This window comes from Alcaligenes sp. GCM10023179 (genome assembly GCF_042653705.1).
Classification (GTDB): Bacteria; Pseudomonadota; Gammaproteobacteria; order Burkholderiales; family Burkholderiaceae_B; genus Alcaligenes; species Alcaligenes phenolicus.
Window position 1 is genome coordinate 448,926 of the sequence record NZ_JBHSIQ010000003.1, and the last position, 23,621, is coordinate 472,546.

General features: G+C 56.9%; 26 protein-coding genes and 1 riboswitch. Of the genes, 13 read left to right on the forward strand and 13 right to left on the reverse strand.

All coding sequences use genetic code 11. The features are described 5' to 3' along the window. Positions 1–9: 9 nt before the first annotated feature. The 5 genes from ACFPDR_RS15940 to ACFPDR_RS15960 all read right to left on the reverse strand — a co-directional run bounded on the left by ACFPDR_RS15940 (position 10) and on the right by ACFPDR_RS15960 (position 5,502). Complete coding sequence (locus ACFPDR_RS15940; RefSeq protein ID WP_021446689.1) at positions 10–1,530, reverse strand: tripartite tricarboxylate transporter permease; 1,521 nt, start codon at positions 1,528–1,530, stop codon at positions 10–12. Positions 1,531–1,533: 3 nt separating this feature from the next. Beyond that, positions 1,534–1,983 carry a tripartite tricarboxylate transporter TctB family protein gene (locus ACFPDR_RS15945; protein WP_376911465.1) on the reverse strand — a complete coding sequence of 150 codons (450 nt, stop codon included), beginning with the start codon at positions 1,981–1,983 and terminating at the stop codon, positions 1,534–1,536. Positions 1,984–2,130: 147 nt separating this feature from the next. Then, a complete protein-coding gene (locus ACFPDR_RS15950; RefSeq protein ID WP_060185927.1) occupies positions 2,131–3,489 on the reverse strand; it encodes a sensor histidine kinase in 1,359 nt (452 codons plus the stop codon). Next, a complete protein-coding gene (locus ACFPDR_RS15955; RefSeq protein ID WP_035268013.1) occupies positions 3,482–4,201 on the reverse strand; it encodes a response regulator transcription factor in 720 nt (239 codons plus the stop codon). Before ACFPDR_RS15955 ends, ACFPDR_RS15950 begins: the two co-directional genes overlap by 8 nt. 302 nt (positions 4,202–4,503) lie before the next feature. Next, entirely contained in the window at positions 4,504–5,502 is a 999-nt protein-coding gene (locus tag ACFPDR_RS15960) for an AraC family transcriptional regulator (protein WP_060185926.1), read from the reverse strand. A gap of 61 nt (positions 5,503–5,563) precedes the next feature. On the opposite strand from ACFPDR_RS15960, the gene ACFPDR_RS15965 reads away from it, so the two are divergent. Beyond that, positions 5,564–6,781, forward strand: coding sequence for an MFS transporter (locus ACFPDR_RS15965; protein WP_376911466.1), 1,218 nt, complete (start codon positions 5,564–5,566; stop codon positions 6,779–6,781). 78 nt (positions 6,782–6,859) lie between these two features. On the opposite strand, the gene thiD is transcribed toward ACFPDR_RS15965, so the two are convergent. Continuing rightward, a complete protein-coding gene (gene thiD / locus ACFPDR_RS15970; RefSeq protein ID WP_226348875.1) occupies positions 6,860–7,684 on the reverse strand; it encodes a bifunctional hydroxymethylpyrimidine kinase/phosphomethylpyrimidine kinase in 825 nt (274 codons plus the stop codon). After that, on the reverse strand, positions 7,681–8,154 hold the full coding sequence (locus tag ACFPDR_RS15975) for an NUDIX hydrolase (protein ID WP_268378347.1): 474 nt from the start codon (positions 8,152–8,154) through the stop codon (positions 7,681–7,683). The genes thiD and ACFPDR_RS15975 overlap by 4 nt, the downstream gene beginning before the upstream one ends. Positions 8,155–8,198: 44 nt before the next feature. After that, positions 8,199–8,317: riboswitch (TPP riboswitch) on the reverse strand. 132 nt (positions 8,318–8,449) lie between these two features. Between ACFPDR_RS15975 and ACFPDR_RS15980 the strand changes: the two genes are divergently transcribed. From ACFPDR_RS15980 to ACFPDR_RS16000, 5 genes are all read left to right on the forward strand, one after another. After that, positions 8,450–9,382 carry a LysR family transcriptional regulator gene (locus tag ACFPDR_RS15980; RefSeq protein ID WP_268378346.1) on the forward strand — a complete coding sequence of 311 codons (933 nt, stop codon included), beginning with the start codon at positions 8,450–8,452 and terminating at the stop codon, positions 9,380–9,382. 116 nt (positions 9,383–9,498) lie between these two features. Further along, complete coding sequence (locus tag ACFPDR_RS15985) at positions 9,499–11,604, forward strand: FUSC family protein (protein WP_376911468.1); 2,106 nt, start codon at positions 9,499–9,501, stop codon at positions 11,602–11,604. Continuing rightward, the gene (locus ACFPDR_RS15990) at positions 11,597–11,791 is read left to right on the forward strand and encodes a DUF1656 domain-containing protein (protein ID WP_035268004.1); all 195 of its coding nucleotides are present in this window, start codon (positions 11,597–11,599) and stop codon (positions 11,789–11,791) included. The genes ACFPDR_RS15985 and ACFPDR_RS15990 overlap by 8 nt, the downstream gene beginning before the upstream one ends. Next, positions 11,784–12,713 carry a biotin/lipoyl-binding protein gene (locus tag ACFPDR_RS15995; protein ID WP_376911469.1) on the forward strand — a complete coding sequence of 310 codons (930 nt, stop codon included), beginning with the start codon at positions 11,784–11,786 and terminating at the stop codon, positions 12,711–12,713. The genes ACFPDR_RS15990 and ACFPDR_RS15995 overlap by 8 nt, the downstream gene beginning before the upstream one ends. 9 nt (positions 12,714–12,722) lie before the next feature. Continuing rightward, positions 12,723–14,156 (forward strand): efflux transporter outer membrane subunit, encoded by a 1,434-nt coding sequence (locus ACFPDR_RS16000; protein WP_376911470.1) that lies wholly within the window; start codon positions 12,723–12,725, stop codon positions 14,154–14,156. A 15-nt stretch (positions 14,157–14,171) separates the two neighbouring features. Here ACFPDR_RS16000 and ACFPDR_RS16005 read toward each other — a convergent pair whose 3' ends face one another. Together ACFPDR_RS16005 and ACFPDR_RS16010 are read right to left on the reverse strand one after the other, a co-directional pair. Beyond that, entirely contained in the window at positions 14,172–14,561 is a 390-nt protein-coding gene (locus ACFPDR_RS16005; RefSeq protein ID WP_376911471.1) for a tautomerase family protein, read from the reverse strand. 6 nt (positions 14,562–14,567) lie between these two features. Next, positions 14,568–14,945 carry a hypothetical protein gene (locus ACFPDR_RS16010; protein ID WP_376911472.1) on the reverse strand — a complete coding sequence of 126 codons (378 nt, stop codon included), beginning with the start codon at positions 14,943–14,945 and terminating at the stop codon, positions 14,568–14,570. A gap of 590 nt (positions 14,946–15,535) precedes the next feature. On the opposite strand from ACFPDR_RS16010, the gene ACFPDR_RS16015 reads away from it, so the two are divergent. After that, on the forward strand, positions 15,536–16,081 hold the full coding sequence (locus ACFPDR_RS16015) for a cytochrome b (protein ID WP_376911473.1): 546 nt from the start codon (positions 15,536–15,538) through the stop codon (positions 16,079–16,081). Between the two features lie 3 nt (positions 16,082–16,084). Continuing rightward, the gene (locus ACFPDR_RS16020; RefSeq protein ID WP_060185919.1) at positions 16,085–17,017 is read left to right on the forward strand and encodes an NAD(P)H-dependent flavin oxidoreductase; all 933 of its coding nucleotides are present in this window, start codon (positions 16,085–16,087) and stop codon (positions 17,015–17,017) included. Between the two features lie 57 nt (positions 17,018–17,074). Here ACFPDR_RS16020 and ACFPDR_RS16025 read toward each other — a convergent pair whose 3' ends face one another. Together ACFPDR_RS16025 and ACFPDR_RS16030 are read right to left on the reverse strand one after the other, a co-directional pair. After that, positions 17,075–17,983 (reverse strand): LysR family transcriptional regulator, encoded by a 909-nt coding sequence (locus ACFPDR_RS16025; protein ID WP_257113316.1) that lies wholly within the window; start codon positions 17,981–17,983, stop codon positions 17,075–17,077. 96 nt (positions 17,984–18,079) lie between these two features. Continuing rightward, positions 18,080–18,868 (reverse strand): AraC family transcriptional regulator, encoded by a 789-nt coding sequence (locus ACFPDR_RS16030; RefSeq protein WP_035267993.1) that lies wholly within the window; start codon positions 18,866–18,868, stop codon positions 18,080–18,082. 93 nt (positions 18,869–18,961) lie between these two features. On the opposite strand from ACFPDR_RS16030, the gene ACFPDR_RS16035 reads away from it, so the two are divergent. The 4 genes from ACFPDR_RS16035 to ACFPDR_RS16050 all read left to right on the forward strand — a co-directional run bounded on the left by ACFPDR_RS16035 (position 18,962) and on the right by ACFPDR_RS16050 (position 21,024). Next, entirely contained in the window at positions 18,962–19,216 is a 255-nt protein-coding gene (locus ACFPDR_RS16035; protein ID WP_257113317.1) for a hypothetical protein, read from the forward strand. A 156-nt stretch (positions 19,217–19,372) separates the two neighbouring features. Beyond that, positions 19,373–19,759: a hypothetical protein gene (locus ACFPDR_RS16040; protein ID WP_031232143.1), complete on the forward strand. Its 387-nt coding sequence runs from the start codon at positions 19,373–19,375 to the stop codon at positions 19,757–19,759. Between the two features lie 189 nt (positions 19,760–19,948). Beyond that, positions 19,949–20,485 carry a dihydrofolate reductase family protein gene (locus ACFPDR_RS16045; RefSeq protein ID WP_376911474.1) on the forward strand — a complete coding sequence of 179 codons (537 nt, stop codon included), beginning with the start codon at positions 19,949–19,951 and terminating at the stop codon, positions 20,483–20,485. After that, positions 20,482–21,024, forward strand: coding sequence for a TetR/AcrR family transcriptional regulator (locus tag ACFPDR_RS16050; protein ID WP_083053697.1), 543 nt, complete (start codon positions 20,482–20,484; stop codon positions 21,022–21,024). Before ACFPDR_RS16045 ends, ACFPDR_RS16050 begins: the two co-directional genes overlap by 4 nt. A gap of 165 nt (positions 21,025–21,189) precedes the next feature. On the opposite strand, the gene ACFPDR_RS16055 is transcribed toward ACFPDR_RS16050, so the two are convergent. Beyond that, positions 21,190–21,795: a TetR/AcrR family transcriptional regulator gene (locus tag ACFPDR_RS16055; RefSeq protein WP_376911475.1), complete on the reverse strand. Its 606-nt coding sequence runs from the start codon at positions 21,793–21,795 to the stop codon at positions 21,190–21,192. Between the two features lie 87 nt (positions 21,796–21,882). Here ACFPDR_RS16055 and ACFPDR_RS16060 point away from each other — a divergent pair, with 87 nt between their 5' ends. Further along, positions 21,883–23,112: a glycosyltransferase gene (locus tag ACFPDR_RS16060; RefSeq protein ID WP_376911476.1), complete on the forward strand. Its 1,230-nt coding sequence runs from the start codon at positions 21,883–21,885 to the stop codon at positions 23,110–23,112. A gap of 93 nt (positions 23,113–23,205) precedes the next feature. On the opposite strand, the gene ACFPDR_RS16065 is transcribed toward ACFPDR_RS16060, so the two are convergent. Continuing rightward, complete coding sequence (locus ACFPDR_RS16065; protein ID WP_060185914.1) at positions 23,206–23,616, reverse strand: VOC family protein; 411 nt, start codon at positions 23,614–23,616, stop codon at positions 23,206–23,208. Between the last annotated feature and the right edge of the window lie 5 nt (positions 23,617–23,621).

A 23,621-nucleotide genomic window follows, 5' to 3' on the forward strand; every position in this document is an offset into this window, starting at 1 on the left:
GCCAGTGCTTCAAGCCTTGGCCAGGGCTCCCAGCTTCTTCTGGCTGTTCGAGCGCCAGAACGAGTAGCTCAGTCCCAGCATCAGCAAGATGCACGCAATGATAAAGACCATGCTGATCGGGCGCTCCAGGAAGATCATCGGATCACCACGCGAGAGCAGCAGAGCACGGCGGAAGTTTTCTTCTACCATCGGTCCCAAGACAAAGCCCAGCAGCAAGGGGGCCGCCTCAAAGCGCAGGCGCATGAAGAAGTAACCCAGCACCCCAAACAGCAGCACGATATTCACATCGAACAGGTTGTTGTTGGTGCTATAGACACCCACGCACACAAAGAACAGGGCAGCGGGGTACAGGTACTTGAAGGGCACGGACAGCAGGCGAACCCACATGCCGATCAAGGGCAGGTTCAGCACCAGCAGCAGGATGTTGCCCACCCAGAAACTGGCGATCAGGCCCCAGAACATATCGGCGTGCTCGACCACCATTTGCGGGCCAGGCTGGATGCCGTGAATGATCAGCGCGCCCAGCATCAAGGCCATGACCGGGTCGCCGGGAATGCCCAGGCTCAGGGTAGGAATGAAGCTGGTCTGGGTAGAGGCACTGGTGGCGGCTTCGGGCGAAGCAATGCCCTCAATCGCACCACGTCCAAAGCGCTCGGGGTTCTTGGCAACTTTCTTTTCCGTGGCGTAGGCAATGAAAGACGCAATGGTCGGGCCAGTGCCGGGCAGAATCCCGAAAGCCGCACCAATCGCAGTACCGCGCACCAGAGCGCCTTTGGATTGCTTGATATCGCCTTTTTCCGGACGCAGGGAACGGGTGGAGACTTTACCAATGGCCTTGGTGTGGCCGCTATTGATCCGGTTGATGTTCTTGAGGAAGTCCGCAATACCGAACAGGCCCATGGCCAGCGCCACAATCTGCAAGCCGTCCTGCAGTTCCGGAATATTGAAATCAAAGCGCGATACACCACTGTTCACATCCGTACCGACCACGCCAAAGATCAAACCCATGACGACCATGGCCACGCCCTTGATGGCAGAACCTTTGGCCAGTGTGGCGCCGGCCAGCAGACCCAGCATCATCATGGAAAAGTATTCAGCCGGGCCGAATTTGAATGCAATATCGACCAGCGCGGGCGAGAACAGGATCATGGCCAGAATGCCGATGGTGGCCCCAAAAAAGGAGGACAACATCAACATGAACAGGGCCGATCCGGCCTTGCCGTTGCGGGCCATGGGGTTGCCGTCCAGACACGCCACCGCGTGCGAGGCGGTACCGGGCAGATTCAGCATGATGGAGGTAATGCCGCCACCGTACTGGGAGCCATAGTAAATACCGGCCAACATAATCAGGGCGGCGGTCGGGGTCATGGCGTAGGTCAGGGGCAGCAGGATGGAGATGGCTGCCAGCACACCCATGCCGGGCAGCACCCCGATCAGGTTCCCCATGAACACGCCAAACACGGCCCACATCAGGTTGTCCAGTTGAAAGGCAACGCTAAAGCCGTGCATCAGGTTAGATAGAATTTCCATGGCTTAGCCCCAAGTGAACAGGGGGAATTGCAGCTCCAGCCCCCAGGAGAAAATAAGCACACCCAGCAGCGTCACGAAAATGGACAGCAGCAGGGCGGTGAGCCAGGAATGTTCCTTGTCGCCCATGGCAGAGATGAACACCAGGGCAAAGGTGGCGGGAACCAGTCCGCCGTAGCGACCCAGAATAATGAAGGCGATGATGCCGCCCACAATGGCCAGCCAGCCACGCCATTGCGGCGGGCCGTAGTCTTCCTCCTGCTCATCATCGTGTGCGGCGGTCTCTACAAACAGGTACAGAGCGCCCAGCACAATCATCACGATGCCCAGCAGAAACGGGAAGTAGCCCGGTCCCATGCGGGCCATGGTGCCCAAGGAGTATTTCTGTCCCATCAGGACGGTAAATACGCCTACTCCCACCATCAGGCCGGCTGAATAATATTTTTGTCTGCTCATGAATCTCCTCATTCCCCTAAAGCAAGCATGATTTTTATAAACCCTGAAAAAGAGCGATTAAAAATGAGGCTAGCTTAGCGGAGCAGGAGAGGGCTTAGGGTGACAGTTTCATTACCTTTTGGTCATGTTTGAATGGTTTGGTAAGGCTTAAACAGGCAGCACAATGGTGACTTTCAAGCCGGATACTCCTTTGGAGAAAATCAGCTCGCCCCGGTGCAATTCAATAATGGCGGCAACGCTGGTTAATCCCAATCCAAATCCTTCACTATCATTATTGAATCTATAAAAATACTTGCCTACGTTTTCATATTCGCTTTCTGGTAATCCCGGGCCATCATCTTCCACAATGATGGAGATTTTATTGTCAAAGCGTTTTTTAATTTCAACGCTGGCATGGGAATGGGCGTATTTAACAGCGTTATCCACCAGATTGGCTAAAGCACTGGCTAATAAATTGCTGTCGCCATTAATAATGACTCTGTCGATTTTCTTTTTCTGCAGCGTGACGCCTTTCTCTTCAGCAAAGAAGCTGTACAGGTCCAGTACGTCTTCGGCAATCACTTCCAGATTGCAGGCCTTGAAGTTCTGTCTTTGCACACCGGCATTCAGCTCGGCAATTTGCAGCAGTTTGCCCAGCAGCACGCTCAGGTTCTCTACTTCTTCAATCGCGTCTTGCTGTGCTTGCCGGACATGCGGGGGGACGCCAGGCAGGTTCTGGGTTTCACGCAGCTTGCCAACGATGCGGGTGAGCGGGGTGCGGATATTGTGGGCCACGGTATCGGAGATATGCCGCGCGCCTTGCATCAGGCTCTCGATCTTGTCCAGCATGCGGTTGATGTCGTGGTGGATCAGACCAAAGACGTCCTCGCTCTCGGAGGTGATGCGCTTGGAAATATCCCCCGCACCCACCTGTTCCGTCAGCAGGCGGATGCGGCCCACACGGTATTTCAGCTCATTGCTAAAGACATAGGCGCCCAGAATTACCAGCATCAAGGCCAGGATCATGGAGGTGACGATGATGCGGCTAAGCATGGCGCGTAGCTCGATCAAGGTGCCCAGCTCGTGGCCAACCACCAGGGTTTCGCCGCCGGACAGTTTGGTGACGCGGACATTGCCTTCGGATAGCGCGTCGATATGCTTGATCTGCACTTCCACTACTTGTCGTTCTGGCAGGTTGTTCAGGCCGGGGATCTCGCTGATATTGCCCACCAGGGTGTGATTGAATTCGTCCAGCAGCAGATAGATTTCCTGGCCCGAATCAATCCGGTCCGATAGGGTCAGCTCGATCATGCGCAGGATCTCTTCGCGCCCGCCGACTTCGTAGGCAATGCTAAGCCGCTGTACGGCGACGTTGATTTGCCGCAGGTGCTCGTCGCGCAAGGCTCCAAACACCTGAACGTAGAAAAAACCGATTAAAAACAGCGTGGTGAAGATGGCCAGGATGCTGTAGTTCAAGGTCAGCCGGAAGGAGGTGGACTCCCACAGGCGTTTGATGAAATCAATCATCGCAGCGCTTTAGCTTGAAACCGTCGATGCTGTCCTTGTCGCTAAGTACATAGCCACGGCCACGCACGGTATGGATCAGGGGAGTGGCGCCTTCCTTGTCTACCTTGCGCCGCAAACGACTGACCAGCACATCAATCACATTGGATTGCGGGTCGAAGTTATAGCCCCAGACCACTTCCAGCAGCATGGTGCGGGTAACGATCTTGTGGCTGTTCATCAGCAGGTAGGACAGCAGCTTGATTTCGCGAGGTTGTAGTTCCAGCACCTCGTCGCCACGGGAGATTTTCTGGTTGCGGATATTCATGACCAGATCATCCACCTGCAGATTCTTGATTTCTGCATTGTCACTGCTGCGGCGTATCAGGGCATGCAAGCGGGCGGCCAATTCCTGAAAGGAAAAGGGCTTGATTAAATAATCATCGCCACCGGCTTTCAAACCATCAACTTTATCGTCCACACCGGATAAGGCACTTAATACCAGTACGGGGACTTTTTTACCTAAAGATCGCAAAGTAAAAAGAATGGACAGGCCATCGACATTATTGGGAAGCATGCGATCAAGAATAATCACATCCCATACGTCTTTCATGGCATTTTCCAAACCGGAAACGCCATCATGACTGGTTACCACCGAATAGCCCAGCTCGGATAAGCCATTCACTAAATACCGGGCATTTTCCCGGTCGTCTTCAATCAGTAAGCAATTCCACATTTGGCTTCTCGGAGATTTATGAAGTGGCAGATCCATTCCATTCCAGGAATGGATTGATCAAAAAGGCTAATGCCGACTATGAGGTGAACATGACAAAACGGTAATGTTTGATGTCAGGAAATATAAATATTGATTCATCCTGTTAACACCGTCATGTGCTCTGAATTATAGGAGTAATTAGTCAGCACATTATTCTAATAAAAATCTCAGGGCTGTCGGGCTGGAAATCCAGAAATGCGCCGGAAATTGTCTGGGATGCTTGTCCGGTGGCTTAAGCGTCTGTCCGGGAAGGAGGGGGCGGGTCAGGTTCTGGACTGCCGACTGGCACCGGGAGCCTGTCCTTTCAGACGCTTGTAGGCCCGGCTGAACGCCGCCTGCGAGGTATAGCCCAAACGCTGGGCAATCGTTTCAATAGACAGTTTTTCCTGACTCAGCCATTGGCTGGCCAGACCCATGCGTAATTCTGTGGCGTAACGCAGTGGAGACATGCCCAACGTGGCCTGAAAGCGTTGGGCAAAGACGGAACGAGACAGGTGAGATTGTGCTGCCAACTCTGCCACTGTCCATTCATAACCAGGTTGGCGGTGCAGGGCCAGAATGGAACGTGCCAAGCGAGGATCGCGCAAGGCAGCCACCAGGCCGGAAGCATTGCCGCAGCCGGATTCAATCCAGCCGCGAACAATCATGGCGGCCGCCACTTCGGCCAAGCGAGCCATGATGCCGGCATAGCCAATGCGGCCCGCGCAGATTTCCCCTTTCATGGAATCCAGAATCGGCAACAGGCCAGGATAGTTTTGGGCCCCAGTATTGGCAATCATGGCGCTGGGCATGAGTTTGCCCAGTCCGTGCATGCCGCCCAGATCAAACTCCATGCAACCGTAGAACAAAATTGCGCTAGGGGTGGGGTAGGAACTAGGGCATGTGCTGACACCGCTGACGGCTTGTCCCAGTGGAGCGGCCTCAAAGCTGTCTATGTGTTGAACCGAGACTTCTTCTTTGGAGAGGATTTGATGGCTTTCACCTTGCGGTAGAAACACGGTGCTGCCTGCTGAAAGCTTGTGAATCGTGCCATCACGGGTACGTAGAAATGCCGAACCTACAGCCAGAAAGTGAAAGTAGGCATGACCGGGGCGTTCTTCAAAACCCAGCCCAAAATGAGGCCCAGTTTGAATCCGGCGGTATTGCACCCCACGCAAGCGCATACCGGTCAGCAGTTCACTGATCAGGTCGGAGGACAGGGCGAATTGTTCTTGCTCGGTCATGTTCGGCGTTTCGATCAAATTTTCAAGACTGATCATCATAGATCATCCGGTTTCTGATCTCTAGACTGGGAGCTGTTTTTGTTTCTCCAGGGAAGTAGCGATGAGTCGTGATGTGTGTAATGCCAGTTTGCGGGCCCCGGTCATGGAACCTGCCTGGGTGGCTGTATTTTCATTGGCCATGGGTGTGTTTGGTTTGTTGACGGCGGAGTATTTGCCCGCCAGCTTGCTGACACCGATGGCCGTAGATTTGGGGGTATCGGAAGGCTTGGCAGGGCAGGCCGTCACAGTAACGGCGGTGGTCGCTTTGTTTTCGGGCCTGCTGGTTCCAGCGCTGACCCGTCGTTTTGACCGGCGTAATGTGTTGCTTGGTTTTACGCTGCTGATGATTGCATCGAACTTGCTGGTGGCGCTGTCCTCCAGCCTGACAGTGTTGCTCTTGATGCGGGTCCTGCTGGGGATTGCCCTGGGCGGCTTTTGGAGCATGGCGGCAGCCGTTGCCATGCGTCTGGTGCCGAGCCCCTTAGTGCCGCGTGCCTTGTCGATTATTTTTAGCGGGATTGCCGTGGGGACGGTGGTTTCGGTCCCTTTAGGCAGTTATCTGGGCGGCCTGTTCGGCTGGCGCAGCGCGTTCTTTGCGGCAGCGGCGGTTGGTGTCTTGACCTTGGTGTTTCAGTGGCTGACCTTGCCCAGCATGGCACCGCGTCAGCATGCACGCACTGCAACGGTACTGGATTTGCTGCGCAGGCCCGGTATTGCGATCGGTATGTTTGCCTGTGTGCTGGCCCATGGCGGGCAGTTTGTCCTGTTCACCTTTATTCGTCCGGCGCTGGAAGGTTTTGCCTCTATTGATATGGATGGCTTGGCCTTGATGCTTCTGGGCTTCGGACTGGCGAATTTCGTAGGCACCTTGTTGGCGGGCTGGCTGATGGAACGCAGCTTGCGGGTGACTTTGGTCGTGATGCCCGCCTTGGTGGGTTTGGCGGCCTGGGGCATGGTCTGGCTGCCGGTGCAAAATACGGGCTTGATGTGGCTGGTGGCGTTATGGGGACTGGCTTTCGGAGGTGTGCCAGTGGCCTGGTCCAATTGGGTGGCCAGTGCCATGCCCGATCAGGCGGAAGTGGCAGGCGGCATGGTGGTGGCGGCGGTGCAGTCCTCGATTGCTGCGGGGGCGGCAGTGGGTGGCTTCATGTTCGGCCTGGGCGGTGTTCCTATGGTGTTCCTCACGGGCGGGGGGGGGATGCTGTTTGCTGCGCTTTTGATTGCTTTACGGGTTACAGCGGATTGGCCGGCCTACCCCAGTGGGGAGCGGGCGCATTAAAAGGGGAGCCTGGGCCAGAGAGCCGGGCCGATTTGATGTGCTGCGGTCCACAGGTTGAAATCGGCCTGGCTTTTGAGTTCAAGATGTTTTGAGGGGTTCCAGCTTTGGCCACAAAGCATGGAAGTGATGGACCGGACCTTGCCCCAAGCCGATCTGCAATTGGTCGGCCGCGGCCAAAGCGCCATTCAAATATTCCTTGGCCAAGCCTACCGTAGCCGGCACGCTGCGGCCCGGTAGCAGGGCAGCAATGGCGGAGGACAGCGAACAGCCCGTGCCATGCGTGTTGCGTGTCGGGATGCGAGGCGACTGAAAAACATGGCTTTGCCCCTGGCCTTGCAGCAAATCAACACTGTCCGGGCCATCCAGATGACCGCCCTTGAGCAGCACCCACTCAGGGCCCAGCAAGCACAGTTCGCTTAAGGTGCTGTGCATCTCTTGCAGCGAGGCGGGTTCCGGTTTGTGCAGCAGATCGCCCGCTTCGGGCAAGTTGGGGGTAAGCAGGGTACACATGGGCAGCAGCTTGTCGCGCACGATGGACACGGCTTCGGGGCTGAGCAAACGATCCCCGCTTTTGGCGACCATGACCGGGTCCAGCACAATCGGGCAGTCTAGGCCGTGATGGTGCAGGCGGTCTGCAATTGCTTCCGCAATCCCTGCAGTGGCGATCATGCCGATCTTGATGGCATCCACGCGCACATCCTCAAACACCGCATCCAACTGGTCCGCCACAAAGTCCGGCTCCAGCGCCACAAAACGCCGCACACCCTGGGTGTTTTGCGCGACCACGGCGGTAATCACGCTCATGCCGTAAGCGCCCAAGGCGTACATGGCTTTCAGATCAGCCTGAATACCAGCGCCGCTGGTCGGGTCTGTGCCCGCAATACTCAATACATTGGGAATCATGCGCGGCCTGCCTGATCTTGAGTGGCAGCCAATGCCAGTGCCCGACGGGCAACTCGGACTACATCAAAGCTGTGTGCTACATCCAGACTGTCCAGCTCCGCATTGCTGAACCAGCGCGCGTCCAGCGCATCATCGCCCGCTTGTGGCTCGCCTTGCTGCCAGCGGAACAGCACGGCAATCAGAATGAAATGCGAATAGGCCAAAGGTGTGGCGCTGGGTTCGCGGTCAAATACATCCAGCGCATCAAAGATCTGCAGGGCCTGGCCTTGTACGCCGGTTTCTTCGGCCAGTTCCCGGTGGGCCGCCGCCATGATGGTTTCGCCCGCGCGAATCTTGCCGCCGGGAAAGGCCCAACGTCCTGCATCGGGCCTATTGGCGCGGCGTATCAGCAAAATCCGGTCTTGATGGATGACGGCAGCCAGGGTGGCGGCAACCGGGCCGACGGGGGAGGGAGAGTGGTCAGAAGACAAGATAGCAACTCCTAGTCAAGGATAGCCATCCGGCAGCAAGCGGCGAGCAGGTACAGACCCGTCCCTTCGCCGGCATGACCCGGATCAGGTTCAACGGGTCACTGCGGTGCAATCTGCTCGGGCAGTTTCTCAGCCTGCTCGCCAGGCTCCCCTCGGTGAAAAGACCGTTCCTGTAAAAACGGTCTGGGCGAGTATACCTGTCTTCGTCCCCAGACATGGCAGGCGGGTGCATGCTTTGAGTATCATCTGAATGGCATTACGATTTCGTTTGACGCAACCTTGAAAGGCTTCGACTATGGCTCGCCCTGATCTGAATCTATTGTTCGCACTGGATGCCTTGCTGGAGGAGGGCAGCGTCATGGGAGCGGCACGGCGCATGAATCTGAGCCCGCCTGCCATGAGCCGAACCTTGAGCCGCATTCGGGATACGCTGGATGATCCCGTGTTTGTGCAAGTAGGGCGCAAGCTGTTGCCTACACCCAGAGCCTATGCCTTGCGCGAGCAAGTGCGGGCAGCGGTGGAGCAGGCAACCCAGGTGTTAAGTTCCAATACCGAGATTGATCTGCTGTCCCTGGAGCGCAGTTTCAATGTGCGTGCGACGGACGAATTTGTGAATGTGCATTTGGGTCATTTGCTGGAGGCCATGGTCAAGGAAATGCCCAAAGCCATGCTGCGCCTGTCTCCCGAAGAGGACGATATGGATGACGACGCCTTGCGTAGTGGCCGTATTGATCTGTTCATCAGCGCCTCACGCAAGCTGGCGCCGGATATTCACGTACAGCCCTTGTTCACGACGCATTTTGTGGGTGTCGCGCGGGAGCACCATCCTATCTTCGACGAAGACATTTCGCTGGAACGCTTTGTGCGCTGGGACCATATCAATGTGTCGCGGCGGGGCAAGGGCCGATCCAACCTGGATGCCTTGTTGCAGGCCAGTGGCTTGCAGCGCAATGTGGCCCTGGTGGTGTCCAATCCCTACACCGCGCTGTTTGCCTTGCATGACTCCGATCTTTTGCTGCCGCTGCCCAAGCATCTGGCAAGCAGTGCCAAAGCGGCGGGCTTGGCGATCCGAGTGTTTGATTTGCCTGTACCCATGGAGACAGCCATGTTGGTGCAGGCCTGGCACATGCGCTTGCAGACAGATCCGGCCCACCAATGGTTACGCACGACCATCCATCGCTTGTGTACCGAGGACGATGCGCAGACGGCCAAACGCAGCAAGCTGTAATTTAAATTGGTTTTCAAGTGCGTTTCACGCACTTGAGTGATTGCAATAAATTCACTTTTCGGACGCATTGGGGACTTTTATAGTGATTTTCATTCATCACTGTAAAGAGTCCTCTTGTGTCGTCTGCCAGTCCCTCACCGCAGTCTGCCTCCGGGCTGAAAGCCTTTCTTGGTCGGATGGGTCTGGCCCTCAGTTCCGTGGATATCACCAGCCCTCGTGCAGGCTACATCCTGCGTTCCATTCTGGCCGCGTGGCTGGCCTTGTCAGTAGCCTATTTGCTGGATCTGCATGCGCCTTTTTCCGCCGCATCCAGCGTGCTACTGGTGATCAATCCGGTGCAAGGCGCGGTGATAGGCAAGGGAACCTGGCGGGTGCTGGGCACGCTGGTCGGAATGCTGGCCGCCTTTGTGTTGATGAGTGCCTTCGGGCAGCAACCTTGGCTGTTCTTGCTGGGCTTTGCGTTCTGGCTGGGCCTGTGTGTGATGGCCATGGGTTTGCTGCGCCACTACAAGTCTTACGGGGCGGCCTTGGCAGGTTATACGGTTGGCCTGGCGGTATACGGCGCCATGGGGCAAGCGCAACTGAGCTTTGATCATGTTGTTGGGCGGGGTTCCTCGGTGCTGGTGGGCGTGCTGTGCCTGGGCGTGGTGTCTGCCTTGTTCAGTACCCGCAGCGTACGCAGTCGCTTGCAGGCCCAGTTATTGCGCCTGGCCTCGGAAACAGCCCGTGTTCTGGCGGGCAGACAAGCGGCCCTTCATGCGTGCAGGACGGCAGAGAGTGACCAGGAGCGTGTACGGCATCAATTGATGATGGATGTGTACGGGGCGGATGATTTGTTGTCGGTTGGCAAGGCGGAGTCTGCCGATTTGGCCGCCCGGGCGACCGCTTTGCGGCATGCCATTGCCTGCCTGTTTTCCGCCATGTTGGGAGGTGCGGGCCCGCTTCCGCAAACCTTGACTCCCATGCCCGTACTGGCGGCTTTGCGGCAAGAATGGGAGCAGGCCTGGAAGCAGGCTGCCCAACTGGTTTCACAGGGCCCGGACGGTTTGGAGCGAGCCCGTGCAGTGTTGATGCCGCTGCGTGCCCGCTTGCAGGAAATCTTGAATACCGGCCCTCTGGAGCGCCTGGCAGAACCGGCCCCGTTTCTGATTGCCGGAGATCGTCTGATTGAGCAGTTGGATGATTATCTGGCGGCCCTGGATAGTCTGCGTGCTCTATATCGTTTGCCCACGAAAAGCACATATCCCGCCATTCCTTTTTATCGGGATATTTCGCTGGCACTGGAAAACGGGGTTCGCGCCATGCTGACGGTGCTCTTGGGGGGCACATTCTGGATTCTGACGGGCTGGACGGACGGCAATATGATGCTAGCCGGTCTGGCGGCAGCCTGCGCCTTGTTGTCCCCGGCACCTAACCCACCTGCGGCGGCGATGGCATTTATCAAGGGCATTGCGCTTTCGATTGTGGCGGCCTTTTTATGCACCTTTGTGGTCCTGCCTTTGATCGAAGGCTTGCCACTGCTGCTGATTGTGCTGGCGCTGTTCTGGTTACCCGCCATTTATGCCACCACGGTGCCCAAATACGCCATGGTCGGTGTGGCCTATCTGGTGTCGTTTACGACCTTGGCAGCGCCATCCAACCCCATGCACTACGACTTCGAACTGTTCGTGAATGGTTCTGTGGCCTGGTTGCTGTGCACTTTCTTTACCTTGCTGGGTTTTCAGCTGTTTTGGCCTCGCAAACTGAGTCGGGATCTAAGCCGTCTGCAAATGCGTATTCGCGCCAACAGTCTGGCGGTTCTGCGGGGCAAACGTTTCCAACCGCAGATCTGGCGCTGGCGACAGCAACATCGCCTTGCGCAATTGGGAGCCGGATTAAAGGCGCAGCCTGCGCAAATGCAGCAAGCCTTGTCGCAGGCTCTGGACAGCGTGCATCTGGGTTGGGAACTGCTGCGCTTGCAGTCGTATGTACGACAAACCCAGGTGCCTGCCCATGTGTCCCAGCCCCTGAAAACTACCTTGCGTCATATGGCTCGCCGGGCTGATCGACCCCGTTTGGCAGCGCGCCATGCCCGGCGTCTTGCTCAGGCCGTGCAGTGTCGGGACGCTGAGCCGCAACATGATGGCCTGCGTCTGGCTGCTGTGCTGCTGGATATTGCGATGCTGCTGGAGCGCCACCCGGTGTCTGTTTCCCTTCAATCAGGAAGTGCTGTTCATGCTTAGTGAAGTTGCCCTGGCGGGCATGTATGTCCCGCCTTTTTTTGTCTACGTCTGCCTGGCGGTGCCTATTTATCTAGGGTTGCGTTACGTGCTGGTGCACACAGGCGTGTTGCGCCATGTTTGGCACCCGGCCTTGTTTGAGTTTGCCTTGTCCTTGTCCCTTGTCTCGGCCTTGATTCTGTATGTCTAAATTTTCTGCTTTGATCAAGCCAGTCAGCCGGTTTGTGCTGACGGCCTTCTTGCTATTGATAACAGCCTATTTGCTGATGGCTTTGTGGAACGCCTATGTGCGGGCGCCCTGGACGCGGGATGGCCGGGTCAGCGCACAAATTGTGCGTATCGCGCCCGAAGTCTCGGGGACGGTGAGGGAGATGGCGGTTACTGATAATCAGCGGGTTCACAAGGGGGATGTCTTGTATCGCCTGGACCCGGCGCGTTTTCAGCTGGCGCTGGAGCAGGCGCAGTCCGAACTGGCGGCGGCAACAGCCATCCTGAACCAGAGGGCGGCAGAGGCCAAGCGCCGTCGCGGTATGGAAAGCCTGCTGCCTGCTGAAGAAATCCAGCAAGCCCAGCACGCAGTGCGTATTGCCCAGGCCGAGCAGCGCAGTCGGCAATTGGCTGTGGACGCAGCCAAGCTGGACCTGGAGCGTTCGGTACTGTACGCGCCTGTTGATGGCTATGTGACTCGCCTGCGTTTGAACGCGGGTGATTATGCGGTGGCGGGGCAGGCCAATATGGCTTTGCTGGATGCCCATAGTTTCTGGATGACGGGCTATTTTGAGGAAACCAAGCTGCAGGGTATTGAGCCGGGAGCTGAGGCTCGTATTCGTTTGATGGGCTATGAAGGCTTGATAGCCGGCCATGTCAGCAGCATCGGGCGCGGTATTACTGATGCCAATCAGCAAGCGGATGCGCAGGGCTTGCCCAGCGTGGAGCCCAACTTCAGCTGGATTCGTTTAGCGCAACGGATTCCGGTACGGGTGGAGTTTGATGATTTGCCGGCGGATGTGCTGCTGGCGGCCGGGATGACAGGCAGTGTGGCTGTCGGCCCCGCGCTGGATGCGGGCAGTGCACAAGGCCGCATCAGTTCCTTTTTGCAGCGCTGGCTTTAAGAGGCAGGTATGGATAATTTTTTGATGCCTGAACGTCACCGCGCACGCCGCTTTTTACCTTATGTGCTGCTGCTCCTGAGTTTGTCAGCTTGCACGACGGTAGGCCCGGATTATGTGGAGCCCAAACAGCCGCTTCCTGCGACGTGGCTACATGAACAAACAGGCTTTGCCAGGCAGGATCAGGACAGCTTGCGTCGCTGGTGGCAGCAATTCCAGGACCCGACGCTGGATGCGCTGGTGGAAAGAGCGTTGAGCCGTAATCAGGATCTGGATATTGCGGTGGCTCGTTTGAAGCAGGCCAAGGCGGAACGCGGCCAGATTGCAGCCGATCTTGGCCCCCAGGTATCAGCCGGGGCGTCGGGGCAGGCGCGCCGCAATAGTAAAGCTCTGGACTCGCCACCTGGAGGGGAGTTACGAAACTGGCAGTTGGGGCTGGATGTCAGTTGGGAGCTGGATTTGTTTGGTGGCACTCGCCGGGCGATAGAGGCCGCCGATGCCGGTATTGAAGCGTTGGCGCAGGACCACGGTGCTTTGCAGGTCAGCTTGATTGCCGAGTTGGTCAGCCATTACGCCGGTTTGCGGGCGACGCAAAGACGGCTGGATATTGCCAGGGACAATGTGCGCAATCTGCGCGATACCGAACAGTTGGTGGAGCAATCCCGACGTCGCGGGTTGGCTCGTCAGTCTGAACTTTTGCAGGCCAGAGCCGAGCGTGAAATGGCACAGGCGCAGCTCCCGATACTGGAAGCCAACATTGCCCGTTTCAGTCATGGCATTGGTGTGTTGGCGGGCGGCTTTCCGGGCGACTGGCATGCGGTTCTGACGCAACCCGCGCCTGCCTTGCCCGTGCCGCCGCAATTGCCCGCGTTCCTGCCCTCGGATCTGATTCGCTCCCGGCCAGACTTGCGAGCAGATGAACGGCGTTTGGCTGCGGCCACGGCGCATATAGGTCAAGCCCAGGCACAACGCTTTCCGACGTTCCGGATTCCCTTGGGAATAGGGACTGCCGTCAGCGTGATTCACGACATCTTTTCCAGTGCCAGTCTGTTGTGGGCGGCAGGGCTGCAAGCGGAGCACAGCTTGCACGATGGTGGCCTTGCGCAATCGGGCATCGAAGCGGCACAAGCGAAGGCGCAAGCCGCTGAACTGATTTATGAGCGTGATGTGCATCTGGCTTTGCGGGAGGTGGAAGATGCCTTGACCTCTCTGCATAGCCAGGTACAACGTCAGAAGTCCTTGCAGGCCGCACTGCTCGATAGCGAACAGGCTTTGGAGCACGCGACGCAACTGTATAAAGCAGGCTTAAGCGCCTACTTGCCGATCCTGGTGGCACAGCGTAGCGCCAATCAGGCACGAGATGCCTTGACGCTTAGCCAGTGGGACGAGGTATGGGCTGCCATTGCTCTGTATAAATCCCTGGGAGCAGGCTGGCAGGAAAGCTGAGACGCAGCAATCGGATTACAGCTCCCCCGTCAAAAACTGCGCTCGTCCATGCCCGAAGGACCAGTCTGCATCGCTGTTCTCGACCAGAGCGATGATCAGATCATTGGGCGAGACGCCACAGTTCTGCTCCAGCCGCTCTGCCAGCAAACGGTAGAACTGAATTTTTTGATTCTCGCTGCGCGGGCGGGACACGATGTGCAGCAGTACCACCTTGTCGCTACGCGGATAGCCCAGGCCGGTGTCTTCCAGTATCAGCTCGCCGGGACGGTGCTGGGTCACGCACTGGTAGCGGTCGGTGGCGGGAACATCAAAGGCTTGCACCATGGCTTGATGCGCGGTGTCCAGCAGCAGGCGCAGTTCCTCGTCGTTGCGGCCTTGGATCAGATCAAATTTCAGTAGTGGCATGATGGTTCATTCTTGATTGAGACTGCGGTCTGCAAGGCCGCCGGAAGTGATAGCCATATCGTCGTAAATCAGACGTTCGGCTTCGATTAGCAAATTCGACAACTGTTGATAGGCGGCGACCCATCCATCTATGAGCTTGTTGCCTGTCATCCTCACGATCAGCTCTTCGCGTACGGCTTGCAGCTGGCAAGTGCCCAACATTGGGTCATGCTCGGGCTGGATCTGTAGAGCGAGGTGATTGTTGGCGATCTGGCTGGCCAAGGGGCTCATCGGTGGGGAGTCGCGCAGTATCAATTCATAAAAATAGGTGGTCAGGGCTTGGTCGCCGCTTGCCAGCAGCGGGGCAGCGGTCTTGATGATGTCGCGTTGAGCGTCCGTCACCATAAGCTTCAAAAGCCGGGCAAGACGTGGCTTTTTTTGCAGTGTTCAAGATAGGCAGCGGGGCGAGTCATGGTTTCAGTCTCCAGGTTTGAGGGCGGGATAGCAGGGCTATCGATAGGGAAGATAGAAGACTGAATGAATCAAGTAAAATGATGAATAATGATTCTATGAATCACTAATAATGATCAAAAAGAGATTCATGTAGGCGAGGCCTGGATGAGCCTGCGGTTTCTTGCGAACTACAGCGGGTGTTACTTGTTGCCCTTGGATGGTTTGATGATGAAGGTTGCACGCCTGCTGCGTGGCGTTCTGAGAAGAAATTTCTGTTTATAAATCACTAAAAAAGATTTTATTAATCATTATTCATCATTTTACTTGATCGGTTGCTGCGCCTATCGTCAGGGCTTCTAAACGACGGTTCTTGGCACAGCCAAGGCTCTGAGGCCACTGTGACACAGGCCCAGGCCTGCAGGCGACAAGCTGACTGCCGAAACTGGCCGCTTGTACCTGTTGGGCAGGTGGCTCACGACGTATCACCCTCGGTATTGCACTGTAGAGGACTTGCCCCCGGTGAGCTTTTCAAGGAGCTAATCATGCAATTGCGAGACAACGGACTCAGGTTCTCGCCCATCACTATTGTGCTGCACTGGCTTGTAGCGGCCTTGCTGTTTTCCATTCTGGGCTTGGGGGTGGCCATGGCCCAAAGCCCCGGTGAGGTGCGGCTGGTGCAGCTGCAAAATCTGCTGGGGACGCTGCTGTTTCTGATCTCCATCTACCGCTTCTGGGCACGTGTGACCTCTTTTCATCCCTTGCCGGTGGGCTCGCCCAACCCGGTGGAAGTAATAGTGGCCCGTTCCGTGGCGACAGCCTTGACCTTGGCGATGGTGCTGCTGCCCGTCGCCGTCTGGCTGTCCCGTGCGGCGGCTGGCGTGGCGGTGGAGCTTCCTGGTGGTCTGGCTTTGCCTACCTTGATCAGCCCGAATGAGCAGGTCAAGGCCGTGGTTGATGTGCTGTTCAATATTGGCGCCACGGCTTTTTTGGCGGGGCTGGTCTTGCACCTTTTCGGGGCATTCAAAAACCATTTTGTACTGAAGAATCTGGCCTTGCGTCGCATCTTGGGCAAACAGGTGGAGTTGTAAATCATGAGCGAAGCAAATCGAGACTATGCGGGCAATGTCATTACGGATATGTGCGGAGTGCAGTACCCGATTTTTCTGGCGGGCATGGCTGCGATTTCCGGGCCGCAATTAGTGGCGGCGGTAGCGAACGCGGGTGGGATGGGTGTGCTGGGTGGCTTGCGTCTGGCTCCCTTGATGCTGCGTAAGTGGCTGCGGGAAACCAGGGCACTGACGGACCAGCCTTTCGGGGTGAATGTGGTGCCGCAGTTTGGTGGCCCGGAGGTGTTCGAGGCCCAGTTTCAAGTGATCCTGCAGGAGCGGCCTCGCATCCTGTCGCTGTTCTATGCCGAGGACTATTCCGCCGACATGATTCCCCGCGCCAAAGACGCCGGCATGATTGTGATGGTGCAAACCGGCACGGTGGCTCTGGCTCGTAAAGCGATTGCGCATGGGGCCGACATTATCGTCGCCCAAGGCAGTGAGGGTGGTGGCCATCTGAATCGCGGCACCATTGGCCTGATGTCTTTACTACCCGCGATTCTGGACTGTGCGCAAGGTCGTCCCGTACTGGCGGCAGGCGGGATTACGACCCGCCAGGATGTCAGGGCGGCCATGAGCCTGGGGGCTTCCGGCGTATTGGTGGGCACGGCCTTTCTGGCCAGCGAGGAGTCCAACGCGCATCCGCTCTACAAGCAAAAGATTCTGGAAGCCAGCACGGACGATACGGAATATCGCACCGGCTATTCGTTTGGCTGGACCTATGGCACGCCGCATCGCGTGATTCCCAACCGTGACAAGTGGAATGTGCTGCGTCTGGTCGGGGGTGGGGCGCGGGCAATTGATAAGGACAGAATGGCCAGGAAACTGTCTTTGTATGCCGGTCAGGGCGTGGGCAAGATCCACAGCATTGTGCCTGCGGCAAAGCGGGTCGAGGAGCTGGTTTTGGGCTTGTCCTGACGCTTTACAGCTGCATAGCCTGTGCGGAGCGGCTGGACAGACCCACAGGCTGACCGGTCAACTCAACAGTGCGGCTTCGCCTTGATCCAGTTTCGGTAATTGGGCGAACTGCGCTTGAGCCAGGGCCACAAAGCTGCGCAGGGCCGAGCCAGGATTGGCATCAGCACGACGGATAAACACGGTTTTTACCCGCGCAACGTCAGGTGGCAGTTCGTGGCATTGCACGGGCAGGCGCAAGCTGCTGTTCTGGGCGACCGCTTTGGGCAGCAAGGTAATGCCCATGCCCGAGGCTACGCAGGACAGAATGCCGTCCAGTGTGCCCATTTCCATGATCTGGTTGGGCACCAGCCCAGCCTGATAAAACCAGTGTTCCAGCGTAGAGCGGTAAAAGCAGCCGGTTCTAAAGACCAGTACGGTTTGTTGGGGAATTTTTTCAATCAGGGCAGGCAGGGATTCCACCGCCTTGCTGCTGACCAGCACCAGTTCTTCTTCAAACACTTCTTCTTGAGTCAGGGCGGCGTTTTGATGAAAGCCACCGACAAACGCACCATCGAGCTGGTGGGTCTCAATGGCCTTGATCAGCTCGGCCGTGGTGCCGGTTTGCAAGGACAACTGAACCTGGGGATAGCGTTCGCGGTATTGGGTCAAAACCTGGGGCAGACGGATGGCGGCCGTGGTCTCCATGGAGCCCAGACGCAGCAGACCGCTGGGAGTGCCGGTGTCTTGCAGGGCGGCACGGCTTTCTTCGGTCAGTTGCAAGATACGGCGGGCGTAGGCCAGAAAGGTATGGCCAGCCGGAGTCAGTAACACACCACTTTTCTGGCGTATGAACAATGGCTGTTCCAGTTCGGCCTCCAGTTCTTTGATGCGCATGGTGACGTTCGATTGCACGGTGTGCACCATCTGGGCAGCGGCAGTAAAGCTGCCGTGCTCTGCAACCGCACAAAAAATCTGTAATTGGCGCATTTCCATCTCGGCCATCCCATGTCTGAAAGTGATGCGTGGATTATTAATCAATCACTTTATGGCATTCCTGATGAGTCGTAAAGCGGTTTGAGGGGCTTACAGTTGATTGCGGTAGTTCGCCGGGGTGTGACCAAAGCTGCGTCGGAACAGGCTGATAAAGGCACTGGGGCTGGAATACCCCAGATCGTAGGCAATGGTGGCGACAGGGGCACCGGCTGCCAGCATTTCCAGGGAGCGCATCAGGCGGGCGCGTTGACGCCAGGCGGTGAAGTTAAAGCCGGTTTCTGTCACGAAACGGCGGCTTAAAGTGCGCAGGCTGACCGCCGCCCAGTCGGCCCAATGTTCCATGCCTTGATTGTTGCTGGGGTCGGCAATCAGGGCGCGGGCAATGCGTTGCAAACGCGGGTCCTGGGGAAGCGGGAGCCCAAAAGGTTCGATGGGCAGACTGCGGATTTCGTCCAGAATGACGGAGGCAATATGAGCCTGGGCTTGGGGCAAGGGCGCGGCGGGAATCAAATCCCAGGAGCAGGCGCGCAGCACGGCTTCACGCAGCAGGCCGGAGGTGCGCAAGGTGCAGGCCTGGGAAGGCAGATCGGCGCAGGCCGCTTCGTCTATATAGACGCTCCAGCCATGAAAAGGGCCATGCGATTGGCCCGAGTGCAGGACGTGCGGCGGCAGCCAGACGGCATGGATGGCGGGTACTACCCAAACGGCGTCCTCCACTCCAACGGAAAGCAGGCCGCGCAGGGAGCCGAACAACTGCCCGCGAGCGTGTTGATGGGGGCGCGAGGACAGCTCCGAGTCATGGTTGCCGGTGACGGCGAACAGGACGGGGTGCTCGGGAAAGTTCAGAAAATCATGCAAACCAATCTTGCGTTCAGGCATGGCGTAATTTTGTTATCTATTGACCGATATAGTGTACAGCTGCCAAAACCTTTCTGCTTACACTGAAAACCTTGATGAATAAAGGAGTGACACATGCAAGCCCATGACATTCTTCCCGATCACGCCAGTGAAGTTCAGATTGATGGCACCACCATTCGTAAAGGCACGGTAGGCGCGTTTCTGGCTAATGCTGCCGCCTTGCGCCAGCCTGATGTCAGTGACGCTGAACGCCAGCGCGCCTTGAACGATATTGTGGCGGCCTTGCCGGCTCTGAAAGCACTAGGCTTGTTTGATGCCTTGGAGATTCGAGATCCCCAACTGCGCGATTTTGTGGAGTCCAGACTGTGATGAGAGGTGAAGGCGCAACGGTTCGACCGTATTTGTTGCGCGATACCGCTTGGCTGTATTTACCTAGCGGCTTGATGCATGCTTTCGGAAGCCCTCCGCATCTGGGCGTGCGCCGCTTCGATGTTGGCTGTCTTTATTGATGGCAAGGAGCCGCTTATGCAAGTTGATGACACGCAGTTTCCATTGGTGTTTCTAAGAGAACACAGCTCGCAGCAAACGCCGCAACAGGCGCAGGATCAATTGGAGGCCTTGTTGAATCGGGGCCAACGTTTTGTCTTGCTGACCGACAGGTTGGGCGGTGGGGACCATGCCCATGAGGAAAGCCACGAGGATCGCAAGCAACGCGCCTTGTTCTTCAAGCAGAACAAGCAGCGCTTGAAGGATTTGTGCGCTGGCATGGTAGTGATCAGCAAGGGGCGGGCCATTCCTGCTGCAGCACGCCTGGCACAGCAGACCTTGGGCCGGGTGCTGGGCCTGCAATTCAGCTTTGTCGTTGATGAAGGCGAAGCCAGGCTTGAGGCCAGCCGTTTGCTGGCCCGTTAAATTGCGGGCGGCATGGCTGCCAGAAAGAGGGTATCCGATCAACAGAGGGACCACAGGCCGTGTGATGCGGCCTGTTTTTGTGTGCGCAAGGCAGACAGCGCTGGAGCGGGAGAGAGCTGAGCGCAGATTTTTTTTTCCAGTTGCAGATTTATCTATAAAATATACGCCGTATATATAAAAGGGTAGATCATGAGCACTGCACACGTTTTCATCGGAACCAGCCTGGACGGATTCATCGCCAAACCGGACGGCGACATTGCCTGGTTACTGGAGCGCAGCGATCCTGCGGAAGATCACGGCTATATGGCTTTTATTGCGGACAAGGACGCGGTGGTCATGGGACGTGGGACGTACGAGAAAGTCCTGACTTTTGACGTCTGGCCTTACCAGCTGCCTGTGGTGGTCTTGTCCCGACAACTGGCCGATACGCCGGTTCCTGAGCATCTGCAAGGCAAAGTCCGTTTCTCCCGCCAGACTCCCGAGCAACTGATGGAGCAATTGGCAGCAGAAAATCTGCAACGTATTTATGTAGACGGCGGCCAGCTTATCCAGTCCTTCTTGCGGGCTGGTCTGGTGCACGAGATGATTCTTTCCACCATGCCGGTTCTTATTGGTGAAGGCCGCCGACTGTTTGGCGATGTGAATCAGGATATGGATTGGCGTTTGCTCTCCAGCCAGAGCTTTCCTTCCGGCTTGGTACAGTCTCGTTATCAGTTCGAGTCATGAGCCGGGGGCGAGGACGTCCGGCTGGAGGCGCCGGCCTGACATTGGACGATATTCTGAACGCTGGGCTGGCGCTTCTGGACGAGGGCGGCGAGCAAGGTTTGAGTATGCGTGCTTTGGCCGCCCGTCTGGGCGTGACCCCCATGAGTCTGTACAACCACGTGCCGGATCGGGCAGGCTTGCTGCGCGTCTTGTCCGACCGGGTGTATGCCCAGGTGCTGCAAGGTCTGGATGAGCAGGAAGGCTCGGAACTGCGCCGGATTTTGCTGCGCTATCACCAGGCGGTTAGCCGTCATCCGCATTTGACCGTGGCCATCTTCAGTGATCCAGCTGCCTTTGCCGGGGTGACGCAGGAGATTACCCAGCGCTTGCGTAGCTTGCTGGCGGACTGCACCGAGGAGCCGGAACTATGGCTGGGCATCTTGATCGACCATGCCCATGGTAGCGGTCTGCCTGCTTCTATTACGAACGATGAAGCGGCGCAGCGTGTTTATGAGCAGGCTTTGGATCGCTTGTTGATGGCGCTGAATGGTACGGCTTGAACCTGATTCGCCTGGATAGTCACGATGGTATGGCTTGATTCAGATTTGCCTGCTTAGCCATGATAGTGCGGCTTGATTCTGATTTGCCGCGCTATTTACGATGACGCGACTTGATTCTGATTCGTCAGGTCAGTCACGAAAAAGCAGGGGCCCTTCCTGCCTTTTTTATCCCGTGCCTTTTACTGCCGCACCCTGCAAGAACAACTGGGTCATGTCCTCGAATTCCTGATGCAAGGACAGCTCGGGCTGATTCAGCCAGCGCAGCATGGCTCCGAAGTACAGGTGATGAAACCAGTGGGCCAATTGCTCGGGGCTTAGTGATGGATTCAACTCCCCCGAGTCTTGGGCTAAGGCAATCAATGCCTGCCAGGTTTGAGTGATGTCACTGTCTTTGCTGGCTGTGCCTGTATTCAGCAATTGATGGCGCAGATAGGCTCTCAAGAACTCTGGGTGTTCGGTGCACCAGTCTGCCGAGGCACGCAGAATGCACAAAGCCTGCGTCTGAAACGTAGAGCACTGAGCCACCTCATGTTGCAGATAGGCCAGATCCTGCTTTAGCTGCGCATCCACATGAAATGCCAGCACCGCCTCTTTGCTGGGGAAGTGTTTGTACAAGGTGCGCTTGGCGATATCGGCCCGGTCTGCAATCTGCTCCATGGTCACAGCCTCGTAGCCGTGCTGCTCAAACAGAGTGGCCGCTGTCTGGCGTATCTGTTCCAGCATGAGCAGGCGTTTGCGTTCCCGGCGGCCCGGATCATGGTCTGTAGTCATGTCAGTTTTAAAAAGTATACGAATTGCATAAGTATACGACGTGCAATATTATGATGCCATTGCTGTTATCGCTATCAAGGCCAGATCATGAAATTTGCGCTTGTGACTTATGGTACCGAGGGGGATGTACGTCCGCTTGCCACCTTGGCGGCGGGTTTGATGGCATCGGGGCACGAAGTCTGCCTGCTGGCGGACGGTGGTACTTTAAGCTCTGCTCGAACCTTGGGTGTGCCATGTCTGCCTCTGGCCGGTGATATACGGCAGGCCCTGATGCCTGGGCAGATTCTGTCCAGTGCGGTGCAGGAAAAGGGCGGTTTTCAACAAACGGCCAAGGCGCTGTCGGCGATTGCCAATGTCAACACACCCGCTTGGATGCAAACCGTGCTGGATGCCAGCGAGGGTTGTGACGCGATTATCGTTTCGGGTCTGGCCGCTTTTGTGGGGCTGTCCGTGGCAGAGCGCCGCGGCATTAAGGCCATTGGTACCGGGCTGATACCCATCACGCCCACCGCCGCCTTTCCCTCTCCCTTTCTGCCACCGACCAAGGTGCCGCGCTTTTTGAACAAACGCAGTCATGAGTGGGTAAATGCGCTACTGTGGCGGGCATTTAAGCGAGTTACCAATCAGGCTCGGCAACAAATCTGCGGGCTGCCCGCCCAGAACAAGGTCTGGTCCGACCATCCCATGTTGTACGGAGTCTCTCCCCGCTTGCTGGCTCCGCCCAGGGACTGGCCAGACAATGCGCGCTTGTGTGGTCAGTGGATCATGCCGTCTGGGGACTGGACGATGGATGCGGAGCTGGAAGCTTTTCTGGCAGCGGGGGAGGCACCGATTTATATAGGTTTTGGCAGCATGGCCGGGTTTGATCGCGCGCACTTTATCCAGATGATGATTGAAGCCATGCAAGGCCGCCGCGTGGTGTTCAGCCCCGGTTGGAGTGGTATGCAAGAGGCGGTCTTGCCAGACAATTTCTTCAAGGTAGGCGAGGTGCCGCATCAGCATTTATTCCCCCGCATGTCCCTTGTTATCCACCATGGCGGCTCGGGAACCACGCATTCAGCCGCCAGAGCGGGTGTGCCGTCCATTGTTTTGCCCTTTGCCGGTGATCAGTTTTTTTGGGCGCACAGGCTGGCGATCTTGGGTGTCGCGCCGGAGCCTTTATCGGGCAAACGGGTCAATAGCGCTCAACTGCAAGCGGCTTTGGCCTTTGTTCAGCAAGACGATGTGCGGGCACGTGCTCAACACATCGCGCAGGATATGGAGCAGGAAGATGGGGTGGCGGTGGCTGTTGCGACGATCGAAGCCTTGATGCGCTAGTCTGCGATAGGTTTGTCAGAAAAAGCTGGGGTAAAGCCCCAGCAAGTTTTGGATATTTGCCGGGGCTGGAATGGATCTACGTTGTGGACCAAGCTAGGCCGCCAGAATCTCGTTAAATTCCAGCACATTCAAATCCGGGTCGCGGATAAAGCAGACCATGCGACGGCCATGCCCCATCATTACCGGGCCTTCACTGACGCGAATATTCTCCCGCGCCAGCCAACTCAGCAACTCGTCCATGCTGTCGATAATGAAGGCGGCATGGGTGTAGCCGGGCCGCTTCACAGGTGCATCCAGCAATACATTGCCTTCCTCTGCGGCCAAGCCGTTATAGATCAAGTGAATACGCATTCCGTTGGCATGAACCAGGCCGCAAGCTTTGGCTTGAGGCGCAAACTCGTCGGGGTCGCGCAGAAAACCCAGCTTGGCGTAAAAGGCCTCTGCAATGTCCAGGTCCGTTACCCGTATGCCTATATGGTCCAGTTCCAGTTTGTTGAAGTTCATGATGT

Bases quoted from the DNA above. Each gene is read 5' to 3' on its own strand.
- ACFPDR_RS15940 (WP_021446689.1), bottom strand. From the start codon at position 1,530: ATGGAAATTCTATCTAACCTGATGCACGGCTTTAGCGTTGCCTTTCAA.
- ACFPDR_RS15945 (WP_376911465.1), bottom strand. From the start codon at position 1,983: ATGAGCAGACAAAAATATTATTCAGCCGGCCTGATGGTGGGAGTAGGC.
- ACFPDR_RS15950 (WP_060185927.1), bottom strand. From the start codon at position 3,489: ATGATTGATTTCATCAAACGCCTGTGGGAGTCCACCTCCTTCCGGCTG.
- ACFPDR_RS15955 (WP_035268013.1), bottom strand. From the start codon at position 4,201: ATGTGGAATTGCTTACTGATTGAAGACGACCGGGAAAATGCCCGGTAT.
- ACFPDR_RS15960 (WP_060185926.1), bottom strand. From the start codon at position 5,502: ATGATGATCAGTCTTGAAAATTTGATCGAAACGCCGAACATGACCGAG.
- ACFPDR_RS15965 (WP_376911466.1), top strand. From the start codon at position 5,564: ATGAGTCGTGATGTGTGTAATGCCAGTTTGCGGGCCCCGGTCATGGAA.
- thiD (WP_226348875.1), bottom strand. From the start codon at position 7,684: ATGATTCCCAATGTATTGAGTATTGCGGGCACAGACCCGACCAGCGGC.
- ACFPDR_RS15980 (WP_268378346.1), top strand. From the start codon at position 8,450: ATGGCTCGCCCTGATCTGAATCTATTGTTCGCACTGGATGCCTTGCTG.
- ACFPDR_RS15990 (WP_035268004.1), top strand. From the start codon at position 11,597: ATGCTTAGTGAAGTTGCCCTGGCGGGCATGTATGTCCCGCCTTTTTTT.
- ACFPDR_RS15995 (WP_376911469.1), top strand. From the start codon at position 11,784: ATGTCTAAATTTTCTGCTTTGATCAAGCCAGTCAGCCGGTTTGTGCTG.
- ACFPDR_RS16000 (WP_376911470.1), top strand. From the start codon at position 12,723: ATGGATAATTTTTTGATGCCTGAACGTCACCGCGCACGCCGCTTTTTA.
- ACFPDR_RS16005 (WP_376911471.1), bottom strand. From the start codon at position 14,561: ATGCCACTACTGAAATTTGATCTGATCCAAGGCCGCAACGACGAGGAA.
- ACFPDR_RS16010 (WP_376911472.1), bottom strand. From the start codon at position 14,945: ATGGTGACGGACGCTCAACGCGACATCATCAAGACCGCTGCCCCGCTG.
- ACFPDR_RS16015 (WP_376911473.1), top strand. From the start codon at position 15,536: ATGCAATTGCGAGACAACGGACTCAGGTTCTCGCCCATCACTATTGTG.
- ACFPDR_RS16020 (WP_060185919.1), top strand. From the start codon at position 16,085: ATGAGCGAAGCAAATCGAGACTATGCGGGCAATGTCATTACGGATATG.
- ACFPDR_RS16025 (WP_257113316.1), bottom strand. From the start codon at position 17,983: ATGCGCCAATTACAGATTTTTTGTGCGGTTGCAGAGCACGGCAGCTTT.
- ACFPDR_RS16030 (WP_035267993.1), bottom strand. From the start codon at position 18,868: ATGCCTGAACGCAAGATTGGTTTGCATGATTTTCTGAACTTTCCCGAG.
- ACFPDR_RS16035 (WP_257113317.1), top strand. From the start codon at position 18,962: ATGCAAGCCCATGACATTCTTCCCGATCACGCCAGTGAAGTTCAGATT.
- ACFPDR_RS16040 (WP_031232143.1), top strand. From the start codon at position 19,373: ATGCAAGTTGATGACACGCAGTTTCCATTGGTGTTTCTAAGAGAACAC.
- ACFPDR_RS16045 (WP_376911474.1), top strand. From the start codon at position 19,949: ATGAGCACTGCACACGTTTTCATCGGAACCAGCCTGGACGGATTCATC.
- ACFPDR_RS16050 (WP_083053697.1), top strand. From the start codon at position 20,482: ATGAGCCGGGGGCGAGGACGTCCGGCTGGAGGCGCCGGCCTGACATTG.
- ACFPDR_RS16055 (WP_376911475.1), bottom strand. From the start codon at position 21,795: ATGACTACAGACCATGATCCGGGCCGCCGGGAACGCAAACGCCTGCTC.
- ACFPDR_RS16060 (WP_376911476.1), top strand. From the start codon at position 21,883: ATGAAATTTGCGCTTGTGACTTATGGTACCGAGGGGGATGTACGTCCG.
- ACFPDR_RS16065 (WP_060185914.1), bottom strand. From the start codon at position 23,616: ATGAACTTCAACAAACTGGAACTGGACCATATAGGCATACGGGTAACG.